This window comes from Nocardia sp. NPDC058658, assembly GCF_042716665.1.
In the GTDB taxonomy this organism is placed as follows: Bacteria; Actinomycetota; Actinomycetes; order Mycobacteriales; family Mycobacteriaceae; genus Nocardia.
Window position 1 is genome coordinate 96,361 of record NZ_JBHXRR010000019.1, and the last position, 20,838, is coordinate 117,198.

Below are 20,838 nucleotides of genomic sequence, written 5' to 3' on the forward strand. Positions count from 1 at the left end.
GGGATTGCTCACCGCGGATGGTGCGGTGGTCCTGGCAGCATGATCTCGAGACCGCGGGCGAAGTCATCGGGATCGACGTCACCGAGCAGCAGGTGCTGCAGGATGAACCCCGGCAGCAACCCGATCAGTGTCTTGGCCATCGCCTCGGAATCGGTGCCGGGAGGTAGCCAGCCGGTTTCGCACAGCCGGTCCGCGTACTCGAACCACAGCTCGCGCATCGCCGCGATGGCGCCGCTCACCGGGACCGCCGTCTCGGTCGAGACCAGCGCCAGTGCCCACGCTTGCGGGGCAAGCCGCAGCGGCCCGTCGGGTCCACTGCGCTTGACGATCTCGGTGGTCAGTAACCGGACGACTTCCGAAGGGGGAGGCAGGGGCTCGGTGCGGATGATGTCGGCGAGCCGCTCGCGCAGTGGCCCCATCGTGCGGTTCACGAGCGCGCCGATGATCTCGTTCTTGCTGGTGAAGTACCGATACACCGCGCCCGCCGACATCCCGGACTCGGCGAACACATCCTGCATCGAGGTCTCGTGGAAGCCCTTCCTGGCGAAGCACAGTTGCGCGGCGTCGAGGATCTGCTGCCTGCGGCGTTCCAGGTGTTCTTCGCTGACTCGGGGCATGGGTCAAACGTAAAACGAATATCCGTTCTTGACAAGCGAGGCTCGATGGTGTCACCGTAGAACCACCAAAAAGAACGAACATTCGCTTTAAGGGGAAACCGCCATGACGATCACCCGCCGAGCAGTCGCTCTCGGTCTCGCGGCCACCGCGATCCAGGCCCTGATGCTGATCGCCTTCGCCTGGCCCGCCGTCAACCTGGCCCCGCGCGACCTACCGATCGCCGTCGCGGGCCCTGCCTCCGCCCAACTCACCCAGCAACTCCAGCAGCGTGATCCCGAAGCCTTCGAGATCACCACCCTCCCCGACGCATCCGCGGCACGAAACGCGTTGGCCGACAGGGAGATCTACGGCGCCATCGTCACCGGCAACGGCGCACCGCAGGTCCTCGTCGCCTCCGCCGCCGCACCCGCCGTCGCCCAGCAACTCACCGCCGTCGCCCAACAGCTCAGCGGCGTCCCCGCCGTCACGCCCCAGGACGTGATCGCCACCGACCCCGACGACCCGCGCGGCGCAGGCTTCGGCTCGATGGTCCTGCCGCTGGTCATGTCCGGCATCGCCGCGGGCGTCCTGCTCACCCTCCTCGTCTCCTCCTTCGGCGCCCGTCTCGCCGGCCTGGCCACCTTCGCCGTCGCAGGCGGCCTGCTCAGCACCCTGGTCTCCCACACCTGGCTCTCGATCCTGCCCGGCTCCTACCTCGAACTGGCCGCCATCGCCGGCCTCGCCTCCTTCGCCGTCGCGGCAACAATCGTCGGCCTCGCCGCCGCCATCGGCCGCCCCGGCATCGGCCTCGGCACCCTCACCATGCTGTTGATCGGCAACCCGTTCTCCGCCGCCACCTCCGCCCCCGAACTCCTGCCCCAGCCCTGGGGAACCATCGGCCAACTCCTCCCGCCCGGCGCAGCAGCTTCCCTCCTGCGCTCCGCCGCCTACTTCAACGGCGCGGGCGCGGCAGGGCCCCTCACGGTGCTCCTCGTCTGGGCCGCAACAGGTCTCGCCCTGCTCGGCGTCGGCGCGGTGCGGTCGCGCGGCGCGATCGAACCGGTAGCCACGGCTGAACCGGTTGCCGTTCCTGCCTGACGTTCGACGAAAAGACGCTCCGCGCGAACAACTTTCGCGCGGAGCGTTTTGCTGTCTGCCTCGGACACCTTCATTGCTGGACAACTCGGTGCTGGATAACACCCGCTATTCGCTGCACAATATGAAGCGAATAGCGGACGATCGCTGCATCCACCGGCCGACGAGTAGGTTTTACGGAGTGATCGCGGTGACTCCGGGCAGGTCGCCGAACTTGGCCTTCGTGTCGAGGGACACGACAGTTCGACCCGACTCCGCCGCGTGTGCCGCGATGATCAGATCGTGGGCACCACGTGGTCTGCCGGATCGGCGGACGTGCGCGAGTAGCTGTGCGTGACGATTCGCCGTCTGCTCGGTGTACTCGAGGGTGTCTATGTCGTCGAGGAGTACGGCTAGCCGACGGGAACGCTGTGCAGCACGCTCCGCTGTATCAGCGAGTTCGATACCGACACGGAACTCGGCGACTGTCACTGCAGCTATTGCCAATTCGTCTTCGTCGTACGCTGTGCGATCGATGGTTCCACGTTCATAGGCGATCAACACACCGGTATCGAGGATCAGTCGTCGCCCCACGGGTCCTCCAGATCGTCGGTGACCATGGCGAGCGCCTCGTTGATGTCAGAAGCGAAGTCGTCGTCGAAGGGTGGTGCGTCAGAGGCCTCCAGCGCGCGCCGAAGTGCTAGTCCGGTCTTCTTCGTCGGCGGAGAGATGGTCGCTACCGTCCGCCCGTGGCGGACGATCTGGATCGTCTCACCGTGTTCGGCCCGGCGTAGAACTGCGGAGAAGTTTCTGGATGCCTCGGCGGCAGACATCGTGGTCATGAAATCAGATTATCTGAATCCTCCGTCTCTGGCTAGGGTTCAGGAGGGGAACTCCTGGTGGTAGCGCTGGGCTCGGGTGAGCATGCGGTGGATGCCGGCGATCATGCGGTCGGTGGGGAGGGGCTCGGCGATGATGGGGTCGCCGGTTTTCACGTAGTAGCGGCCGTCGGGGTAGTCCATCCACCAGAAGGAGCGGGTGGGGGTGGTGGGGCGGGCGTCGGTCGCGGGGCCGGAGTGGGCGGAGATCTCGCCGAAGGCTCGGCGAGGGCGGTGGAAGATGCGGTTGAGTTGGTCGGCGGAGCTCAGGCGGCCTGCTCGGTATTCGAAGTGGACTTCCTCTTCGGCGAGTTGGTCTCGGCGGACCTCGATCGGTGGTTTCGTGCCAGGCTGGGTGCGGGGGAGGGCGGCGACGGTGAGGGCGGCTACCTGGGCGGGGGTGCAGTAGGTGAGGGTGACGTTGCCGCCGGTGTCGTCATCGAGGCCGGGTTCCTGCTGCAAGGTGGCGCCCGCTTCGCCGCGGATCGCGCCGTGGAATCGCACGACGTTCGAATTGTCCTGGCCGACATAGCCTTTGGATTCGACTCTGGCTTCGGGGTCGAGCAGCACGGCGATGGCGCGTTCGATCGCCGGATCGTATTTGCCGAGCAGGCTCTCCACGGCTGCCTCACGATGCCGCTTCAGTTCGTCGAATTCGACTATGTCGGTGCGGTATTGGAGCGGGTAGGGGAGGCGGTCGCGGCCGTAACCGGACCACAGGATGTCGAATTCGGTGCCGGTGAATTCAGCTCGGTGCACTGTCGTCGTCTCCGCCGATCACTGGGGGTACGGTTCGGATCTCGTTGGTGCCGAGCAGGAGGTCGCCGTTTTCCTGGGTGATCAGGTAGTCCGGGATGCCTTTGGTGCGTTCGTCATCCGAGCCGCCCCGTGCGCCCGGTGCGCCCATACCACCCATGCCCGCCGCACCGCGTCCCGCACTTGAAGCTGTTGTGCCCGAACGGGTTCCGGCCGCTGCCGCCGCTGCGGGGGACTGGCTTCCTGGAACGGCTTTGCCCGGTGTTGCGCCGGTCGGAGCGCCCGTTCCGCGAGGAGTGCCGCTCCCGCCCTGACCGCTTCCCCCCCGGCCGCCGCCACCGGGTGCGCCGACGGTGGGGCTGCCGACGCCAGGACTGCCGGGAGTCCCCGAACCTGGGCTGGTCGGCGTGGTGGCGGTCGGTGTTGCGGCGGTCGGTGTCGTGGATTGCGGTGTCGTGCTCTGGGGCGTGGTCGAGCTCGGGTCGGTGGAAGTCGGTGTGGTCGAGGGGGTTTCGGTGCCCGGATCCTCGGCGGTGGTGCCGTCTCCCGGTGTGCCCGCTGACTGATCGTCGGTGCTGGTGCCGCCGTCGGTCGAACCACCTTGGGTGCCACCGGAATTCGTATCGCCGTTGACCCCTTGGCTGCCGTCGCCGCCGGTAATGGTCGGGGCGGTCGGAAGGAATGGGACACCGTTGTCGGTTTGGCCTGCGACCTGTGCGTACACGGTGCGCAGGATTCGCCTGCCTTCCTCGGTGGCTTCGTTACGATTGTGATCGTCGACCTTCATCACGCCGTCGGCGGGCAGCGTCTTGCCGGTGACGTTGGTACGTTCGGTGAGCCCGGGCATCAACGCCTGGGTCTGTTCGATTCCGGTGCGCATCTCGTTCAGCTTCAGACTGATCGCGGTGGCAGCCTGGGATAGCGGAAGCGATTGCTGCGCATAGTTGTTCACGGCGGCGACAGCTGCGGAGGCAGCCGCGCCGGTCCAGCCGCTGTGGCCGTTGGCGCCGGTGACGGTGCGCGCGAACTGCTGGTTGAACCCGACGAACGTGCCCATCAACGCGCCGCCGATATTCGCCCACGCGGTGACCGCGTCATCGACGAGCTGCGGTTTCATCGCCGCGACCGCTGCCTGCATCTGCTCGAGGTTCATGTTGTCGTAGCTGTCGGGTGTGGTGATGTGAGGCGGTTGGGTATCGCCGTCGAAGATCGTGGAGTAGTTTCCCGCACGCTGGCGGTCGTAGATCTTGGTCCGCTCGGCGTTCCACTGCTCCTGCGCGGCGATCACCTTCGCCTTGTAATCCTCGTACGTCACAGCTGCTCTCCTGTCGCGGAGATCTTGGCGCCGGTCGCTTCGTCCTGAGCGACGAAGTTCGCAATCGCTTTTGCGACAACCTCTTTCGCTGTTTTGACAGCCTCGATGTGCTGCTGGATGACGATGTCGAGGGCTCGTTCGCCGCCGGATGCGGTAAGCGAGAACTTCTTCTCCAACGTGATGCCCGAGTTCAAGGTGCCGAACCCGGAAATGAAGTTCACGGTACCGATCTTGCCGAGGATTTCCTCGAGGTTGTCGAGGTGGTGGTCGCACACGCTGTCGAGGTCTTTGCCGACCGCAGGGTCGAGCGACAGCTCGCCGGCCTCTGCTTGGGCAAGTAGCTGGCTCCACTCAGAAGGGTTAACTCCCAATGGCATGTGAACCCCTCATGCCGCAGGCAGGAAGCTGGACATTGCCGTACTGACACGTTGCGCCTCAGCGCACGGTGGCGGAGCAGCTGTGGCGCTGTAGCGGTTCTGGACCTTGAAAGCGACCGTTCCGGCCGGGACCTCTACCACGACGAAGCACGTCTGATCATGAGTGGCACCGGTAGGGCGGAACTCGAGGGCGGCGCGACCGCCGATTGTGAGCGTGTTCCATTCGCTGTAGTCGGTGCGCTGCCTGACAGACGACAGGGTGTTCTCCGACGACATGACGGCGAGGCCGTACTGCTTCGCTTGATCCGTCCAGTTGCAGACCTTCCAGCCGGCGAAGTCGACGCCTGCTGCGCCGGGCTCCTTGCTGCTGGTTTTGAGCCCAACGTCGCCAATAGCCGAATCCGGCAACGAACACGGATCCCACACCTTCGCCTCAGGATCCACCGAAGTAGGACTAGCCGCCACACTCACCGCACTCGTCTGCGGCCCAGCCGTCCCCTGCTCCCCACCCCCACACCCCGCGACGGCCAACCCCACCGCCACGACCGCACCGACCATCCGAACCACGCTGCCTCGAACTGCCATACCTTCGTCCCTCCCACAGAACCGGTGCTCGTTCATGGTGTCCCCGCTCCCGAGATCGTAGTCACTGCAATGCCCATCGCGACAGGTCCGTCCTACTCCGCCGCGCAGGGTGAGGTCGCGGTCATCGAGAACCGCACTTCCTTTTTCGGCCCATCAGCGATGTCGAGGGACGACGAGACGGTGTAGCCGCGCGAATCGCGGTAGAACCGATCCGCCGGGTCGGCATCCGGCCGCTGGTTCGGTTTGAGAGTGAATCCCCGTGTGGTCATCGCCTCGAGGTTGGCCACCGCACGGTCGATGAACTCCTGGGACGGGTTCACCTCCTCCAGCGTGACGCGGATATGCCACGGCGGCCCGTCCGACATCATCTCGTCGTTGGTCCGACAGCCGAGGCCGGAATAGGGCAGCTGGGCTCGTTTGACCGTCACCTGTTCCGGCCAGACGAGTTCGAGATTGCGCTCGACAATCGGAGTCGCCTCGTCGACGGTCAGCCCGGTGGTGTCCTTGATTTCCTGGTTGGTCGGACCTCGGTCGACGAGGCCGCTACATCCGGTCAGTGTCGCGATGGCGAGCACTGCGAGCACGGTCATGATCCTCATTTGATGTCGATCTTTTCGCCGAGTCGAGGGTTGTCGGTGATGCGAGGGTTCGCGTACGGGTCGAGGTTCGGGTTGCCGAATGCGTCCGCGAGAGCCGCTGCTGCGGCGGCCTTCGAGGCATCGAATCCTTCGTTGCGACCGTCGCCGTTATCGCCCAAACCGATATCGACATACCGTGTTTCGATCCCGCGCTCGACGTAGGCTGTTGCGTCCGATCCATTGATGACTCCGACGATATTCTCGAACGCTGTCGAGGTCGGATCGTCCCAGTATTTGCCGTGCCCATCGGATCCGAAGACGACCTCGCTGGGGTGCTCCTCGAATTTGTCGCCGTAGAAGCCGGTGTCAAGGCGGGTCACGCCGGGTACCTCATCCGGATCACCACCGAGAACCTCCGACGCATGCGGGTTGCCGGGCAGATGAATCCCACCGGGAATGGTCAGTCCGCCCTCCGGATAGGACTGCACGACGCCGATCAGATCGCCGGGCGCTGTCATCGAATAACGCTGAACGTTCGGGTTCGGATTGTTCCAACCACCGTCGAACACACCGGTTCCCGCCGATGACGCATGCAGCACCCGGTCGGCCCGCAGGCCCAACTGCTCGGCCGACCCGACGATCGAACCGCCGTAGGAATGGCCGACATAGGAAACCGGTGTTCCCGGCGCCGATGCCGCGACTTCCCGATCGATTTCGCGACCGAACTCGACAAGTCGAGGCGCCATATCGGCCGCGAAACGCGGGCTCGGCGCACCATCGGAAAGACCGGTCAGACTCTGTGGGAAGTCACCTTCCATGTACAGGAATACCGGGCTCCCGGATTTGTCCGCCAGGTTCCAGGCGGCCACATGATTGGAACCGGAACCGTTCAGGTTCGTACTGGTGCCGGGCACATAGACGCCGACACCAGGCGCGCCGGACTTGATGTCGCCGATCATCTCGATCATCCGACCGTTGCCTTCGGTGCTGAACATGACGAACTTGCGGTCGACCATGCCCAGTTGCGGTGTCGCGTTCTGGCCGGTCGCGGTGGCCGTATGCGTATGAGCATCAGCGACTTCGGGATTCGGCACCGGCGACAACATCGCCTCCAACTGCTTGACCCGGGATTCGTCCCGATTCGGCTTGGCCTTCTCCGACGTCAGCGCATTGCGGATATTGATCTCGTTGGCATCGATCCGCATCACGAACGGCACCCCGTTCAGGTTGCCCAGCTTCTCCGGCGCCGCGATCACCAACTGACGTTGCGCTTCGGGACTCAACCCGGCCAGGAACGTCGCCCGATCGTCGCCCGACATCGATGCCAACTGGATCGCCACCGCATCCGGATCCTGGACCGAACCGTCGGCGAGCGTGATGTCGGGTTGTCCATCCCGCATCGCGCCGAGGTCGCCGACAGACTCGCGCAGGCGCGCACCGAACAGCGTGTCGAGACGGTCGAGTTCGTCCAACCCGCTCATCAGATTGAGCTGGAAAACCCCTGCGTCGCCTTCCTTTTCGGGATCGGGATGAGTAACCCGACCATCGTCCGCGACCGCGAACCCTTGCGCGACTGCGAGGTTCTTCTGGTCCAGCACATAGGTTTTGGAGTGCTTCAAGCCCGCGTAGGCGTCCGCCGCGTCGTCGGCGATCCGCAGCAGCACGGTGCGCACCTCGTACCCGTGATCGACTTCCTCGTCGATGCGCCGTGCGGCCGCGTCCTTGGTCTGCCCGTGCCAGCCACCAGCCGCGGAAACAGCCCGCGAGCAGTCGTCGACCGAGGCCGAGAGAACATCGGCATTGGCGCGAGCGGCTTCGGCGGCGCGCTGCAGACCCTCGAGATTCCAGGTGTCGAGTTGGGGGATCGTGGGGCGCATCAGCGGGCACCGAGCTTCCCGATTTCACCCGCGGTCTCGACGTCGCGCGCCTGGATGTCGGCCGAGAACTTGTCGACGAGGTCGGCCAGCGTGGTGTAGCGGGTCGCGATCGAGTCCATCGCCTGCGAAGCGGGGTCGGAAAGTCCGCGCACGGCGGCGAGCACGTCACTGCCGTCGCCGGTCGCCTCGGCCGAAGTCGCCCAGCTCAGCGCGTCGACCTCGCCTGCCTCTCGACGCCACGTCGTCGCCATGGTCTTCAACTGATCGGGCTCGACGCCCAGAGTTCCACTCACGATGCCCCTCCTTCGATGCCGAAGGACTACGCGTCCGTGCGGACCGGTCCCTTCGTGAAGGTTGGACGGGGCTCGCGTAGCGAAGGTTCCATCATGTGATGTGAGTCACACGGAAGCGGATTCGATATCGGCTCGGTTGCGCACGCATTCGCGGCAGGTGCCGAAGATCTCGAGGGTGTGGCTGACCTCGGTGAAGCCGTGGTCGCTGGCGATGGACTCGGCCCATGCCTCGACCGTCGGGCCCTCGACCTCGACGGTGCGTCCGCACTGGCGGCAGACCAGGTGGTGATGGTGACCGCTCGAGCACTGGCGGTAGACGGATTCACCGGTGTCGGTGCGCAACACGTCGACCATGCTCGCGTCCGCGAGGGACTGCAGGGTGCGGTAGACGGTGGTCAGGCCGATGTTCTCGCCGCGTTTGCGCAGTTCGTCGTGCAGTTCCTGCGCCGAGCGGAACTCGTCGATATCGCTGAGCAGCGCCGAGATGGCACTGCGCTGACGGGTGCTGCGAACACCGACCTGCTTCGCGGAGGCGTTGTCTGCCAACGGTTTACCCTTCCTCGGCATGGGCGACGGCATCGACCACGATATGCGCCAGATGATCGTCGACGAGTTCGTAGAGCACCTCGCGACCCGAGCGTTCGCCGTGCACGACGCCCGCCGATTTGAGAATGCGCAGGTGCTGGCTGACCAGCGGCTGGGTGACGCCGAGCGCGTCGACCAGCTCGTGCACGCAACGCGGCGACTCACGCAACTGCAGCACGATGGCGATGCGGACCGGCGCGGCCAGTGCCCGCAGCAGTTCGCCCGCGTCCTCGAGGACCGTGCGCGAGGGCACGGCGGCGGGGGCGGGGGAGTGGTACGGGTTGTGCGGATGCGCGGGCGCAGCCTCGGTGGTCATGAACCAACTCCTTAATGGAAACAGATTCCATTTTGATATGCATAATTGCGCATGTCAAATGACGCGCCGCGCGGACAGCTCGGCTGCTGCAAACCCACTGGACCCGTCCCGATACGCTGGACCCACTTACGTACGGTAGGCCGCGTCGAATGCGGGCACGACCTACCGCACAATTCCGACTCGCAGTGGATGGAGAAATCTCGCGTGGCACCCAAGTCGAAGGTGGACACCGTTGCCAACCTCGCCAAGCGCCGGGGTCTGGTCTACCCGTGCGGTGAGATCTACGGAGGCACCAAGTCGGCGTGGGACTACGGTCCACTCGGCGTCGAACTGAAGGACAACATCAAGCGGCAGTGGTGGCGGACCATGGTCACCAGCCGCGACGATGTCGTCGGCCTCGACTCGTCGGTGATCCTGCCGCGCCAGGTCTGGGAAGCGTCGGGCCACGTGGCCACCTTCTCCGATCCGCTGGTCGAGTCGCTGCACACGCACAAGCGTTACCGCGCAGACCATCTCATCGAGGCCTACGAGGCCAAGCACGGCCACCCGCCCGCCAACGGCCTGGCCGACATCAACGATCCCGACACCGGCCAGCCCGGCAAGTGGACCGAGCCGCGCAACTTCTCCGGCCTGCTCAAGACCTACCTGGGCCCGGTCGACGACGAAGAGGGCATGCACTACCTGCGCCCGGAAACCGCGCAGGGCATCTTCGTCAACTTCAAGAACGTGCAGGAGACCGCGCGTAAGAAGCCGCCGTTCGGCATCGCCCAGATCGGCAAGAGCTTCCGCAACGAGATCACCCCCGGCAACTTCATCTTCCGGACCCGCGAGTTCGAGCAGATGGAGATGGAGTTCTTCGTCAAGCCCGGCGAGGACGTGGAGTGGCACAAGTACTGGATCGACACGCGTCTGTCCTGGTACACCGATCTCGGCATCGACCCGGAGAACCTGCGCCTGTTCGAGCACCCGAAGGAAAAGCTGTCGCACTACTCGGCGGGCACCACCGACATCGAGTACCGCTTCCGCTTCCAGGGCAGCGAATGGGGCGAGCTCGAGGGCATCGCCAACCGCACCGACTACGACCTCAAGACGCACTCGGAGCACTCCAACGTCGACCTGAGCTACCGCGACCAGGCCTCGGGTGAGCGCTACACGCCCTACGTCATCGAGCCTGCCGCCGGTCTGACCCGCTCGCTGATGGCCTTCCTGGTCGACGCCTACACCGTCGACCAGGTGCCGACCGCCAAGGGCACCACCGAAGAGCGCATCAGCCTGCGCCTCGACCCGCGCCTGGCGCCGGTCAAGGCCGCGGTGCTGCCGCTCTCGCGCAACGCCGACCTGACCCCGAAGGCCAAGGACCTCGCCGCCCAGCTGCGCCGCAACTGGAACGTGGAATTCGACGACGCGGGTGCCATCGGCCGTCGCTACCGTCGTCAGGACGAGATCGGCACCCCGTTCTGCATCACGGTCGACTTCGACACCATCGACGACCACGCGGTGACGATCCGCGAGCGCGACTCGATGGCGCAGGAGCGCATCGCCCTGGACAAGGTCGAGTCCTACCTGGCAGCCCGCCTCATCGGCGCCTGACCAACCAGCGCGAAGGAACCCGCATCGACCACCCGATGCGGGTTCCTTCGCATACACGGTCTGGACGGTTGATCACCATGTAACCGTGCGAGCATCGGTCGAGTGGGCACCTGCGTGAGTGCATGTTGATCTTGATCGAGCTGCGTTGATCACACTGCGTAGCTGACGGTTTGCGTTGGGTGGGCGTTTGGCTCACGATTTTCGTTGTGCTGTGGGAAACCGATGATGTGGTGCGGGCGCTTGATCCGTCGGAACAACGATTCGTGCGGCACGCGACCTATACGGGACGGTCGGTCACGGTGCTCGGTGAACTCGACGCGGCTGCCCTCGGGGCGGCGTTCGCGGCACTGCAGCGGGCGTTTCCGATTCTGGTGTGCCGGATCGTCGAGGACGACGACGGCAACGGGATCCTGTTGCGGCCCGGGGACATCGACGCCGTGGGTGCCTGGGTGAGTTTCGGTGATCCCGACGAGGTGCCGATCCCCGCCGAATCGGTGGACCCCGGTGATCAGCTGGCCTATCTGGATGTGGTTCTCGCCGAAGAGGATCGGGCCCGGGTCACGTTGTTCGTGCACCACAGCGTGGCCGACGCGGGGCATTGCGTCGAGTTGTTCGCGCGGTTGTGGGGGTACTACACCGACTATGTCGAGACCGGCGCGATCGTGACCCGCGCGGACGTGACGGCGATGGAAACGACTGCGGCTCAGGAACAGACTCGACCGGGCACGGCCCCGGAGTATCCGGCGTCGCTGGAAGCGTTACTGGCCCAGCGGGGGATCGAGCGTGGGGAACGGTCGGGGCTGGAGCTGGTGACCAGGCCGCTCGTGGTCGCCGAGCAAGCTCGCGCCGAGCGAACCGATCCGGCGATGCCCACGCTCGCTCGGCCCGCGCGAGTACAGCTCGATCCTGTCGCGACCGCGCGCGTACTCGAGCTGGCACGCGCGCATGCGGTGAGCGTGAACGGGTTGGTCACCGCCGCGGTGTTGCGGGCCTACGCCGATCTCTCCGGCGCCGATCGCGTCACGTGCGTGTATCCCGTCGACCTGCGCAGACGCCTCGACCCGCCGGTGGCGGCGGAAGCGGGCACCAATGTGTCCGGCCTGGCCGCCTTCGCCGCGACGGCCGCCGACACCGAGGACCTCATCGTCCTCGCCCGCCGGATCGGCACCAGCCTGCACAACGACCTGGCCGACGGCGTGATCGAACAGTCCGTTCTGCACTTCCCGGACTTCTACGGCCCGAGTCGAATCCACTCCAACGCAGGCCACATCGCCCTCACCAACACCGGAACGGTCCCCACCTTCCGCGCCCCCGCCGGCCTGATCCTCGACGACTACGAAATCGTCTACCTCTCCGCACACCCCCGCCCGTCGACGGGGGCGTCCGCGGCCGTCACCTTCCTCGTCTACACCTACCTCGGCAAACTGAACATCGGCCGGCTGGGCGGCGGTGCACTCGCCGCCGAGCTCCTGGATGCCGTCGCCGCGGAACTGTCCTGGGCACCCGCAGATCGGGAAGCTGCAACCGCCTGAGTTTCGCCGGCCGCCGCCGAGCATCGGGTCCGCTGCCGGACTCGCCTGCAGTCACCCGCCCACTGAACACTGGGTCGTCACGGACCCCGACCGCCGGCACCCTGCCGCCGCAGCATCAGCGCGGTGCGTTTGTGCCGGTGCCGTGGGATCAGCGGTGCGTTTGTGCCGTCGCCGTGGCTTCAGCGGGGTGCGGTTGTGTCGTCGCTACGGGATCAGCGCGGGGCGAGCGGCTCCTGCAGCTCGGTAACCCAACCGTTGGGGTCGGGTGTCCACGCCAGGGTGACCTCGCGACAGGGCGCGCCGGTGCGGTAGCCGTTGTCCTCCACCCATTGGCCCAACGACTGCCAGGCTTCCCCGATCCCGGAAACATTCCCGTGGAAGACGGTCGAGGCCACCTGTTCGAGCGGGGGCAGGTCGACGATCGAAAAGTCCGGCGCTGCATCGGGTTCCACGTTCACGGGCACGCACGCGTGTACGCCGACCGTCCCGTCGTCGCGCGGGTCGTAATAGGCGATAGCGGGCCCGGCGATCGGGATACCGGCCTTCGCCAGCCGATCCGACAGCTCGCTGAACAGCGGCCCGATCACCGGGCTGATCGCCTCGGGCCCGAAACCCGCGGCCCAACTGGATGATTCGGCCACCCGCACCGCAGGCACCGACTTGACCACCACATCTCTAGCGGACATGACACCCTCCTTCTCGATGATTCGGAGTCTCGCTTCGACTTCGGTCAACCGCGAACGGTCGGCCGCGATCCGCTGTTCCAACTCTGCCCGGCGCAGGGTGAGCATGCCGCGCAGTTCCGCGGCGTCGGGCCCCGGCTCGAGCAGCCTGCCTACCTGTTCCAGGGTGAACCCGAGCTCTTTGAGAGCGACGAGCCGATTGAGCCGCGCCAACTGCGGCGCCGTATAGAACCGGTACCCGGTGGCGGCGTCGACCTTGGCAGGTCGCAACAAACCCACCGCGTCGTAGTGACGCAGCATGCGCACCGACACCTGACCGTGTCTGGCGAAATCTCCGATACTGAACATGACGCCTTCCGGTGTACGGCCTCACACAGTGAGAGGGTCAAGCGCAACCTGTCGTGCTGTCACATCGGTGGTGATCATGTCCCGGCCACCGGCCACCGGCCACCGGCCACCGGCCACCGGCCACCGGCCACCGGCCACCCGCCGCGACGGACGCCAGGACGTCCCGCGACCGGGATCAGAACCTGCCGCCCCGGCTGACTCGTCGCGATCCCGACGAGCCGCCGTAGGAGCCCGGCCGATATCCACCGCCACCTCCGCCGTAACCTCCGCGCCGCGAACCGCCACTCATCGCACCGCGGAGAAGCCCGTCCAGGAGGATTCCACCCAGCACCGCACCGGACTGCGAACCGCCCGACATCGGCTGACGTGTCTCCCATGCCCGCACGCTGGCCTGCGCCTGCTGCATGGCCCGACCGCCGAGCTCGGCTGCGGTCTGCGCGCTGACGAGTGCTCGTTCGGGGTCACTGCCCGCGAGCCCGCGTGCTTCGGCGAGGTGACGTTGCGCCTCCGAGAGCCGGGTGCGCGACTCGGCGTCGACACCGCCTCGCCGGGTCGTGATGAACGATGACGCCGCATCGATCCGGGCAGCCGCGTCGGTGAGGGTGCGATCGAGCCGACGGCGTAGATCCTCCACGGCCAGTTTGCGATCCGAGGCCGCCGCGATCGCCCGGTCCAGTTCGGCGTCGGCGGTGACCGCCGTGTGGAACGTGCCGAGGGGATCGGTCTCGGCGTTCGGGCTGTTCAGGGCCGCGGTGGCGGACGCGACCGCGGCGGTGAGGTCAGCGCCGCCGAACTCGGTGAGACTCGTGGCCGCGCTCAGGTCGGTGCGCAGTTCGTCGAGGGCGGCAGGCAGACCGTCGCGCGCCTGCTGGATGTTCGTCGCGGCCTGGTCGACGGCATCGAGCAAGGTCCTGGCCTGCCCGATCGCGCCCTCCGCCGCACGGATCGCCGCGACCGCCCCACCCTGCTGCCCGACGGGTTGGGTGAGCGCGGTGTGGGCGCTGTCGATATTGGTCTGGGCGAAGGTGATTCGTTCCAGCGCCATGCGCACGTTGTCGTGGATCGGCGCGATGACCGAAGGCGGGTAGGTCGAATTGAGCCGGGCCAGTTCGGTTTCGGAACCCGGCATGCGCGCGGTGAGTTCGATGATGTCGCGGGTGAGGGCGTCGAGCCGGGCGGGCGCGTCGATGAGCAGATCACGCATCGCGTCGAAATCGGCGACCTGCGCGTCGAGTTCGCGATCGGCCTTGCCCGCGGTGGCGAGGAGTTCGATGAGCATGGCGCGCTGCTGGTCCGGGGTCTCCGGGATGGCATCGTCGAGTTGCTGGCGAATCGTGAATGCCTTCGCGGTGGCGGCTCGGGCGGCGTCGAGCGCGGTACGGAACGGGGTCACCGCGGTGTCACCGAATTCGCTGGTGGCCAAGGTCAATTCCTCGGTGCTGGTGCGTATGGCATCGTCGATCTCGACCAGTCGTTCTCGCGAGAGCGCGTGCAGGGTCGGCAGCGACAGTCGCGCCAGTGCGGCCGAATCGGTCGGGTCCAGCTCGCGCGCGGTGGTCAGTTCGGCACGGTTCCGGTCGCCACGTCGTTTGCGCGAGAACAACACCAGACCACCGGCCACCACGATCACGGCCAGCGCGATAAGAACCAGCACACCCCACGGCACCCCACCACCGCGCATCGCCGACCCGAGGCCCTCAGCTGTGTCGACCGCAGCCTGCGCCCACTTCTGGTCGCGCAGATCGGGTTCCACCGAACCGGCGAGCAACGAGTCCAGTTCGGAATCGCTCACCCCCTCGGGCAGGGTGCCGTCGAGCCAGTACCCGCGGTCGTCGACGGCTATCGCCAGCAGCAGGTCACGCTCGCTGAAGCCGGACAGGGCGGAGGTGCGGTCGGCCCAGTCCTGCGGTGCCATCCCGGCGAAGTCGCGCACATAGATGACCCACAGTTTCACCTGGTGATCGCGATACAACGTGTCGGCCGCCTCAAGCACCTGACGCTCGTCGGCCGCACTCAGCACCGCGGCGGAGTCGACCACCTGCGGACCCATCCGCGACGGCGGCTCCGCGACCGCACTCGGCGCGCACAGCACGACGAGCGCGGTGATCATCGCGGCGATCAGCGCAAGTCCCCGCTGACCACCCCGACCCGGCCGACGCGGGTGTTGCTCGGCGTGCGTTCGGTGGCCGCCCGGCGCACCGCTGTGCCGCGCGATGCGCAGACGCTCGGTCAACGCGCGGAGTTCGGCCGATCGCTTCCTCGACAGCGGCATGTGTCGAATCTAACCGTCGCGACCGACAAGAACACGACAGCACGACGAGCGGCTTCTACGATCGGGGCATGGTCTCAGTCGATCGCCACTACACCGGCCACGTCACCCCGGGCGGCGACGCCCAGCAGCGCGACGTCCCCGGCGCCCGCATCGTGAAGATGTCCGTCGGCCCGATGGACAACAACACCTACCTGATCCAGAGCACCACCACCGGCGCCACCGTCCTGATCGACGCCGCCAACGACGCCGACCGCATCATCGAACTCACCGCCCTCGAGACCCCCGGCCAGGTCGAACAGATCGTCACCACCCACCGCCACCCCGACCACTGGCAGGCCCTGACCGAGGTAACCAAAACCCTCGACGCCCCCACCGCCGCCCACACCCTCGACGCCGACCACATCCCGGTCCGCCCCGACCGCCTCCTCGAAGACGGCGACACCATCGAAGTGGGCGACCTCACCCTCCACGTCATCCACCTACGCGGCCACACCCCCGGCTCGATCGCCCTCGCCCTCACCGACAACGAAGGCCACACCCACCTCTTCACCGGCGACTCCCTCTTCCCAGGTGGGGTGGGCAAAACGCACAGCCCCGCCGACTTCGACACCCTCCTCACCGACGTCACCACCAAACTCTTCGACGCCTACCCCGACGACACCACCGTCCACCCGGGCCACGGCGACGACACCACCCTCGGCGCCGACCGCGCGAACCTGCCCGAATGGCGTGCGCGCGGCTGGTAGCTCAGCGGGCGGCGAACCTCGTCCTGGCCCGTCGCACGTCGACCTCGGCGCCGACAAAGGGAGTCCGTCCAGCCCAGTCGTCCCGACCGCACGTTCACCGGAACGGAATCCGGTGGTGACCGCTGACCACGCGACACGTCGGACCGACCTGGCAGACTGACGAAGGTGAAATCGGGTTACTCGCGAACGGCTGCGCCCGCCCCGGATGTCAGGCATCCGCGCGGGCTGGTGTCGACGGTCTCGGTGTGGTTCGTCCGGTTGGTCGTCGGCGCGGTGCTGATGGGGGTGGTGCTGGTCGCCGGGACGGCGTTCCGGGTGTGGCAGGTGGCGCGGATCGACGACTACACCCCGGCGAACGCGATCGTGGTGCTCGGTGCCGCGCAGTATTCGGGGACGCCGTCGTCGGTGTTCGAGGCGCGGCTGTATCAGGCGTGGCGGCTCTACGAAGCCGGGGTGGCGCCGATGGTGATCACCGTCGGCGGCAAGCAGGAAGGCGATCTCTATACCGAAGCCGCTTCGGGCAAAGCGTATTTGGAGGGCAAAGGCGTTCCGAGCGAGAACATCCTCGCCGTGGAAACCGGCTCCGACACCCTGCGCAGCATCGAGGCCGTCGCCGCGGCGATGGGGGAGCGCGACATGTCATCGGCCGTACTCGTGAGCGATCCGTGGCATTCACTGCGAACCAGAACGATGGCCAGAGACGCCGGCCTCCAGGCGTGGACCGCACCCACCCGCACCGGACCGGCCGTCTACACGAGGGAGTCGCAATTCCACGGCATCGCCCGCGAAACCGGCGCGCTGCTCTGGTACCAGCTCACTCATTTCTCGGCGGATTTCCCTTATGAGGCGGGACAGTGAGATGACAGAGACCTACACCGCGCACGACCAGGAACGCATGGTCCACGAGCCCGGCAAGACCGCATGGCCGGGTGCCGCGGGCAAGGGCCATCGCAGTGAGTTCTCCCGCGATCGTGCCCGCGTGCTGCACTCCGCCGCACTCCGCCGCCTCGCCGACAAGACCCAGGTCATGGGCCCGCGCGAAGGCGACACCCCGCGCACCCGCCTGACTCATTCCCTCGAAGTGGCCCAGATCGGGCGCAGCATCGCCGACGGCGTCGGTGCCGACCCCGATCTCGTCGACCTGGCCGGACTTGCCCACGACATCGGCCACCCGCCCTACGGCCACAACGGCGAACGCGCCCTCGACGAATTCGCCGACGCCTACGGCGGTTTCGAAGGCAACGCGCAGAACCTGCGCATCCTGACCCGCCTCGAACCCAAGATCCTCGGCCCCGATGGAGAGAGCTTCGGGCTCAACCTGACTCGCGCGGCCCTGGACGCCACCCTCAAATACCCGTGGGGCAGAAGCGGTTCCGGCACCAAGTTCGGCGCCTATGACGACGACCTCGAGCGGCTGGCCTGGGTGCGCAAAGACGCGCCCGACCGCAAACAGAGCCTGGAATGCCAGATCATGGACTGGTCCGACGATGTCGCCTACTCGGTGCACGACGTGGAGGACGGCGTGATCGTCGGCCGCCTGGACCTGCGCTCCCTGGCCGACCCCGCCGAACAGGCCGCCCTGGCCGAACAGGGCCACGGCCAGCACCCCGACCAGTCGATCGACGCGCTCGCCGCCGCCGCGCAACGCCTGTCCGAACTCGACATCGTGCGCGACGCCGCCGACTACGACGGCAGCTTCACCGCCTCGGTGGCCCTGAAACGACTCACCAGCGAACTGGTCGGCCGCTTCGCCACCGCCGCCATCTCGGCCACCCACGAGCGCTACGGCGAAGGCCCGCTCAGCCGCTACGAGGCCGATCTGATCGTGCCGCCGATCGTGGCCGCCGAGGTCGCCGTGCTCAAAACCATGGCGTTGCGCTACGTGCGCTCCGACCCCGGCCACCTCGCCCGCCAGCAGACCCAGCGCGAGCGCGTGCAGGCCGTCGCCGACCGCCTGCTCACCACCGCGCCCGCCCACCTCGACGATCAGATGCTGCCCTGGTTCAACGCCGCCACCACCGAGGCCGCCCGTGTGCGCGTGGTGATCGACCAGATCGCCTCCTACACCGAGAGCCGCTTCGAACGCGTCGCCGCCTCGCTGGACTGCCGCTGAGCAGACCCGACTAGACTCGCCCCGTGGCCGGACGAATCCCAGATCGCGATATCGCGGCGATCCGTGAACGTGTCCGGATCGAAGATGTAGTCGGTGAGTACGTGGCGCTCAAGCGCGCGGGCGCTGACTCGATCAAAGGTCTGTGCCCGTTCCACGACGAGAAGTCACCCTCGTTCCATGTGCGACCCAACCATGGGCTTTTTCACTGCTTCGGCTGTGGTGAGGGCGGCGACGTCTACAAGTTCCTGCAGCAGATGGAACACATCGGGTTCGTCGAGGCCGTGGAGCAGATGGCCGACCGCATCGGCTACCAGATCAACTACGAGGGTGGCGGCACCTCGGTGCAGCGCGATCGCGGCACCCGCTCGCGCCTGGTCGCCGCCAATGCCGCCGCGCAGGAGTTCTACGCGGCGATGCTGCACGAACCCGAGGCCGAAACCGCACGCAAGTACCTGACCGACCGCAACTTCGACAAGGCGGTCTGGCAGCAGTTCGGCTGCGGTTACGCGCCCGCGGGCTGGGACGGACTCACGAAACACCTGCAGCGCTTGGGTTTCGAGTTCAAGGAGCTGGAAGCGGCTGGATTGTCCAAGCAGGGCAAGCGCGGCCCGATCGACCGGTTCCATCGTCGCCTGCTGTGGCCGATCCGCAATCTCGGCGGTGAGGTGATCGGGTTCGGCGCGCGCAAGCTCTTCGATGACGACACCATGCCCGGCAAGTACGTGAACACCCCGGAAACGTTGCTGTACAAGAAGTCTCAGGTGCTATTCGGCCTCGACCACGCCAAGCGTGACATCTCCAAGGGCCACCAGGCCGTGGTCGTCGAGGGCTACACCGACGTCATGGCCATGCACCTGGCCGGTGTGAAAACCGCAGTTGCCTCCTGCGGCACCGCTTTCGGCGAAGAACACCTACAGGTGCTGCGTCGCCTGCTGATGGACGACAACTTCTGGCGCGGCGAAATCATCTACACCTTCGACGGTGACGCGGCCGGGCAGGCTGCGGCGTTGAAGGCGTTCAGCGGCGATCAGCGACTGGCCGGCCAGACCTACATCGCCATCGCGCCCGACGGTCAGGATCCGTGCGAGCTGCGCCAGCACTCCGGTGACGGTGCTGTGCGTGATCTGGTGGCGCGGCGAACTCCACTGTACGAGTTCGTGATTCGCGGACTGCTCGCCGAACACAACCTCGACGATGTCGAGGGCCGTGTCGAAGCGTTGCGTCGCACGGTGCCCGTGGTGGCGCAGATCAAGGACAACGCCACCCGCAAGGGTTACGCCACCAAGCTGGCCGGCTGGGTCGGCTGGGACGACATCCAGCTGGTCGTGCGTCGAGTCGGCGAAGAGGCGAAGAAGAACCGCATGGGCACCAACGCCACTCCCGGGTTGAAGCAGGGCGCTGCGGCGATCCCCGCCCCCCGCGTCGAGGAGGGTTCCTCGGTCCGCCCCGCCCCGAACGACCCGGTGCTCTACGCCCAACGCCAATCCCTCAGCGCCGCACTGCAATACCCCGGCATCGCGGGCGTCGCCTTCGACGCCATCGACGCCGCCGCCTTCACCCATCCCGCCTACGTCGCCGTGCGCCTGATGATCGCCCAAGCCGGCGGCACGGCAGCAGGCCTCAGCGGCGCCGAATGGGTCGCCGCCGTCGCCGACCACACCGATGACCTGATGATCCGCGCCCTCGTCTCCGAACTTGCCAACGAGCAACTCCCGGTCCGCTCCCAGAACGACACCCCCCGCTTCATCACCGCCATCCTCGCTCGCACCCAGGAAGCCTGGGTCGGCCGCCAGATCGCCGAGCTCAAATCGAAGCTCCAGCGCCTGTCCGCCAGCGAGGAACCCGACACCTACATGACGCTGTTCGGCGACCTGGTGGCCCTGGAGCAGTACCGCAAGAGCCTCGCCGCCCAGGCGATGGGCAACGAAGGCTACGCCGCCGGGGCTTGACCCCCAGCCGCCAGGGGAGCGATGAGCGAAGCGTCGGGCACTCGATGGCGCACGGCAGGCGCAGTGTCGGCCTTCCTCGTCGCCGGTGGGGCAGGCCTCTTCTGGCTGCGATGCATGTACATCGTGCTCCGTTCACGTCTGTCAACCGATCCGCTGACAGATCCCCACGGCTACGAACTCCTGGCTAGCACCGTTCTCGCCCTACCCGCCGCGATCGTCCTCGCGATCGCCGTACCGTTCGTCGTCGAACCCGGCGCCCGCCGGGCCCGACTGGCCAAGATCGCGGCGACACTGCTGGTAGTCCTCACGGCACTACCTTTGACAGCCCTGCTCATGGGATGAACGACGCCAACGGCCCGAGATAGCTTCGGGCC

At 66.7% G+C, this 20,838-nt stretch carries 22 protein-coding genes; 8 read left to right on the forward strand and 14 right to left on the reverse strand.

The window, feature by feature from the left end; translation table 11 throughout:
- Positions 1 to 8 precede the first annotated feature (8 nt).
- The gene (locus ACFWUP_RS23325) at positions 9 to 617 is read right to left on the reverse strand and encodes a TetR/AcrR family transcriptional regulator (RefSeq protein ID WP_379237582.1); all 609 of its coding nucleotides are present in this window, start codon (positions 615 to 617) and stop codon (positions 9 to 11) included.
- Between the two features lie 103 nt (positions 618 to 720).
- On the opposite strand from ACFWUP_RS23325, the gene ACFWUP_RS23330 reads away from it, so the two are divergent.
- The gene (locus tag ACFWUP_RS23330; protein ID WP_379237584.1) at positions 721 to 1,695 is read left to right on the forward strand and encodes a hypothetical protein; all 975 of its coding nucleotides are present in this window, start codon (positions 721 to 723) and stop codon (positions 1,693 to 1,695) included.
- A 171-nt stretch (positions 1,696 to 1,866) separates the two neighbouring features.
- On the opposite strand, the gene ACFWUP_RS23335 is transcribed toward ACFWUP_RS23330, so the two are convergent.
- The 11 genes from ACFWUP_RS23335 to ACFWUP_RS23385 form a co-directional block, all read right to left on the reverse strand.
- The gene (locus tag ACFWUP_RS23335; protein WP_379237586.1) at positions 1,867 to 2,265 is read right to left on the reverse strand and encodes a PIN domain-containing protein; all 399 of its coding nucleotides are present in this window, start codon (positions 2,263 to 2,265) and stop codon (positions 1,867 to 1,869) included.
- Complete coding sequence (locus ACFWUP_RS23340; protein WP_379237588.1) at positions 2,250 to 2,513, reverse strand: type II toxin-antitoxin system Phd/YefM family antitoxin; 264 nt, start codon at positions 2,511 to 2,513, stop codon at positions 2,250 to 2,252. The genes ACFWUP_RS23335 and ACFWUP_RS23340 overlap by 16 nt, the downstream gene beginning before the upstream one ends.
- A gap of 39 nt (positions 2,514 to 2,552) precedes the next feature.
- Complete coding sequence (locus ACFWUP_RS23345; protein ID WP_379237590.1) at positions 2,553 to 3,308, reverse strand: ESX secretion-associated protein EspG; 756 nt, start codon at positions 3,306 to 3,308, stop codon at positions 2,553 to 2,555.
- The gene (locus ACFWUP_RS23350; RefSeq protein WP_379237592.1) at positions 3,295 to 4,620 is read right to left on the reverse strand and encodes a hypothetical protein; all 1,326 of its coding nucleotides are present in this window, start codon (positions 4,618 to 4,620) and stop codon (positions 3,295 to 3,297) included. The genes ACFWUP_RS23345 and ACFWUP_RS23350 overlap by 14 nt, the downstream gene beginning before the upstream one ends.
- Positions 4,617 to 4,997 (reverse strand): hypothetical protein, encoded by a 381-nt coding sequence (locus tag ACFWUP_RS23355; protein WP_379237594.1) that lies wholly within the window; start codon positions 4,995 to 4,997, stop codon positions 4,617 to 4,619. Before ACFWUP_RS23355 ends, ACFWUP_RS23350 begins: the two co-directional genes overlap by 4 nt.
- A 9-nt stretch (positions 4,998 to 5,006) precedes the next feature.
- Positions 5,007 to 5,618: a DUF3558 domain-containing protein gene (locus ACFWUP_RS23360; RefSeq protein WP_379237596.1), complete on the reverse strand. Its 612-nt coding sequence runs from the start codon at positions 5,616 to 5,618 to the stop codon at positions 5,007 to 5,009.
- 56 nt (positions 5,619 to 5,674) lie between these two features.
- The gene (locus ACFWUP_RS23365; protein WP_379237598.1) at positions 5,675 to 6,172 is read right to left on the reverse strand and encodes a hypothetical protein; all 498 of its coding nucleotides are present in this window, start codon (positions 6,170 to 6,172) and stop codon (positions 5,675 to 5,677) included.
- Positions 6,173 to 6,177: 5 nt separating this feature from the next.
- Complete coding sequence (locus ACFWUP_RS23370; protein WP_379237600.1) at positions 6,178 to 8,037, reverse strand: hypothetical protein; 1,860 nt, start codon at positions 8,035 to 8,037, stop codon at positions 6,178 to 6,180.
- Positions 8,037 to 8,330: a type VII secretion target gene (locus ACFWUP_RS23375; RefSeq protein WP_379237602.1), complete on the reverse strand. Its 294-nt coding sequence runs from the start codon at positions 8,328 to 8,330 to the stop codon at positions 8,037 to 8,039. The genes ACFWUP_RS23370 and ACFWUP_RS23375 overlap by 1 nt, the downstream gene beginning before the upstream one ends.
- 105 nt (positions 8,331 to 8,435) lie before the next feature.
- Positions 8,436 to 8,876, reverse strand: a complete 441-nt coding sequence (locus ACFWUP_RS23380) for a Fur family transcriptional regulator (protein WP_379237604.1) — start codon at positions 8,874 to 8,876, stop codon at positions 8,436 to 8,438.
- A 4-nt stretch (positions 8,877 to 8,880) separates the two neighbouring features.
- The gene (locus ACFWUP_RS23385; protein ID WP_067456316.1) at positions 8,881 to 9,231 is read right to left on the reverse strand and encodes a helix-turn-helix transcriptional regulator; all 351 of its coding nucleotides are present in this window, start codon (positions 9,229 to 9,231) and stop codon (positions 8,881 to 8,883) included.
- 189 nt (positions 9,232 to 9,420) lie between these two features.
- Between ACFWUP_RS23385 and ACFWUP_RS23390 the strand changes: the two genes are divergently transcribed.
- Entirely contained in the window at positions 9,421 to 10,821 is a 1,401-nt protein-coding gene (locus ACFWUP_RS23390; RefSeq protein WP_379237606.1) for a glycine--tRNA ligase, read from the forward strand.
- 206 nt (positions 10,822 to 11,027) lie between these two features.
- Positions 11,028 to 12,353 carry an acyltransferase gene (locus ACFWUP_RS23395; RefSeq protein ID WP_379237608.1) on the forward strand — a complete coding sequence of 442 codons (1,326 nt, stop codon included), beginning with the start codon at positions 11,028 to 11,030 and terminating at the stop codon, positions 12,351 to 12,353.
- 212 nt (positions 12,354 to 12,565) lie between these two features.
- On the opposite strand, the gene ACFWUP_RS23400 is transcribed toward ACFWUP_RS23395, so the two are convergent.
- Together ACFWUP_RS23400 and ACFWUP_RS23405 are read right to left on the reverse strand one after the other, a co-directional pair.
- Positions 12,566 to 13,384: a MerR family transcriptional regulator gene (locus tag ACFWUP_RS23400; RefSeq protein WP_379237610.1), complete on the reverse strand. Its 819-nt coding sequence runs from the start codon at positions 13,382 to 13,384 to the stop codon at positions 12,566 to 12,568.
- A 175-nt stretch (positions 13,385 to 13,559) separates the two neighbouring features.
- Positions 13,560 to 15,656, reverse strand: coding sequence for a TPM domain-containing protein (locus ACFWUP_RS23405; protein ID WP_379237612.1), 2,097 nt, complete (start codon positions 15,654 to 15,656; stop codon positions 13,560 to 13,562).
- 68 nt (positions 15,657 to 15,724) lie between these two features.
- Here ACFWUP_RS23405 and ACFWUP_RS23410 point away from each other — a divergent pair, with 68 nt between their 5' ends.
- The 5 genes from ACFWUP_RS23410 to ACFWUP_RS23430 all read left to right on the forward strand — a co-directional run bounded on the left by ACFWUP_RS23410 (position 15,725) and on the right by ACFWUP_RS23430 (position 20,806).
- A complete protein-coding gene (locus tag ACFWUP_RS23410; RefSeq protein ID WP_379237614.1) occupies positions 15,725 to 16,402 on the forward strand; it encodes an MBL fold metallo-hydrolase in 678 nt (225 codons plus the stop codon).
- A gap of 279 nt (positions 16,403 to 16,681) precedes the next feature.
- On the forward strand, positions 16,682 to 17,260 hold the full coding sequence (locus ACFWUP_RS23415) for a YdcF family protein (RefSeq protein ID WP_379237682.1): 579 nt from the start codon (positions 16,682 to 16,684) through the stop codon (positions 17,258 to 17,260).
- A gap of 1 nt (position 17,261) precedes the next feature.
- Positions 17,262 to 18,515: a deoxyguanosinetriphosphate triphosphohydrolase gene (locus ACFWUP_RS23420; RefSeq protein ID WP_379237616.1), complete on the forward strand. Its 1,254-nt coding sequence runs from the start codon at positions 17,262 to 17,264 to the stop codon at positions 18,513 to 18,515.
- 23 nt (positions 18,516 to 18,538) lie between these two features.
- The gene (dnaG, locus tag ACFWUP_RS23425; RefSeq protein WP_379237618.1) at positions 18,539 to 20,464 is read left to right on the forward strand and encodes a DNA primase; all 1,926 of its coding nucleotides are present in this window, start codon (positions 18,539 to 18,541) and stop codon (positions 20,462 to 20,464) included.
- A 21-nt stretch (positions 20,465 to 20,485) separates the two neighbouring features.
- Positions 20,486 to 20,806, forward strand: coding sequence for a hypothetical protein (locus tag ACFWUP_RS23430; RefSeq protein ID WP_379237620.1), 321 nt, complete (start codon positions 20,486 to 20,488; stop codon positions 20,804 to 20,806).
- Positions 20,807 to 20,838 lie beyond the last annotated feature (32 nt).

Bases quoted from the DNA above. Each gene is read 5' to 3' on its own strand.
- ACFWUP_RS23325 (WP_379237582.1), bottom strand. From the start codon at position 617: ATGCCCCGAGTCAGCGAAGAACACCTGGAACGCCGCAGGCAGCAGATC.
- ACFWUP_RS23340 (WP_379237588.1), bottom strand. From the start codon at position 2,513: ATGACCACGATGTCTGCCGCCGAGGCATCCAGAAACTTCTCCGCAGTT.
- ACFWUP_RS23355 (WP_379237594.1), bottom strand. From the start codon at position 4,997: ATGCCATTGGGAGTTAACCCTTCTGAGTGGAGCCAGCTACTTGCCCAA.
- ACFWUP_RS23385 (WP_067456316.1), bottom strand. From the start codon at position 9,231: ATGACCACCGAGGCTGCGCCCGCGCATCCGCACAACCCGTACCACTCC.
- ACFWUP_RS23370 (WP_379237600.1), bottom strand. From the start codon at position 8,037: ATGCGCCCCACGATCCCCCAACTCGACACCTGGAATCTCGAGGGTCTG.
- ACFWUP_RS23330 (WP_379237584.1), top strand. From the start codon at position 721: ATGACGATCACCCGCCGAGCAGTCGCTCTCGGTCTCGCGGCCACCGCG.
- ACFWUP_RS23415 (WP_379237682.1), top strand. From the start codon at position 16,682: ATGGGGGTGGTGCTGGTCGCCGGGACGGCGTTCCGGGTGTGGCAGGTG.
- ACFWUP_RS23430 (WP_379237620.1), top strand. From the start codon at position 20,486: ATGAGCGAAGCGTCGGGCACTCGATGGCGCACGGCAGGCGCAGTGTCG.
- ACFWUP_RS23365 (WP_379237598.1), bottom strand. From the start codon at position 6,172: ATGACCGTGCTCGCAGTGCTCGCCATCGCGACACTGACCGGATGTAGC.
- ACFWUP_RS23405 (WP_379237612.1), bottom strand. From the start codon at position 15,656: ATGCCGCTGTCGAGGAAGCGATCGGCCGAACTCCGCGCGTTGACCGAG.
- ACFWUP_RS23400 (WP_379237610.1), bottom strand. From the start codon at position 13,384: ATGTTCAGTATCGGAGATTTCGCCAGACACGGTCAGGTGTCGGTGCGC.
- ACFWUP_RS23410 (WP_379237614.1), top strand. From the start codon at position 15,725: ATGGTCTCAGTCGATCGCCACTACACCGGCCACGTCACCCCGGGCGGC.
- ACFWUP_RS23390 (WP_379237606.1), top strand. From the start codon at position 9,421: ATGGAGAAATCTCGCGTGGCACCCAAGTCGAAGGTGGACACCGTTGCC.
- ACFWUP_RS23360 (WP_379237596.1), bottom strand. From the start codon at position 5,618: ATGAACGAGCACCGGTTCTGTGGGAGGGACGAAGGTATGGCAGTTCGA.
- ACFWUP_RS23420 (WP_379237616.1), top strand. From the start codon at position 17,262: ATGACAGAGACCTACACCGCGCACGACCAGGAACGCATGGTCCACGAG.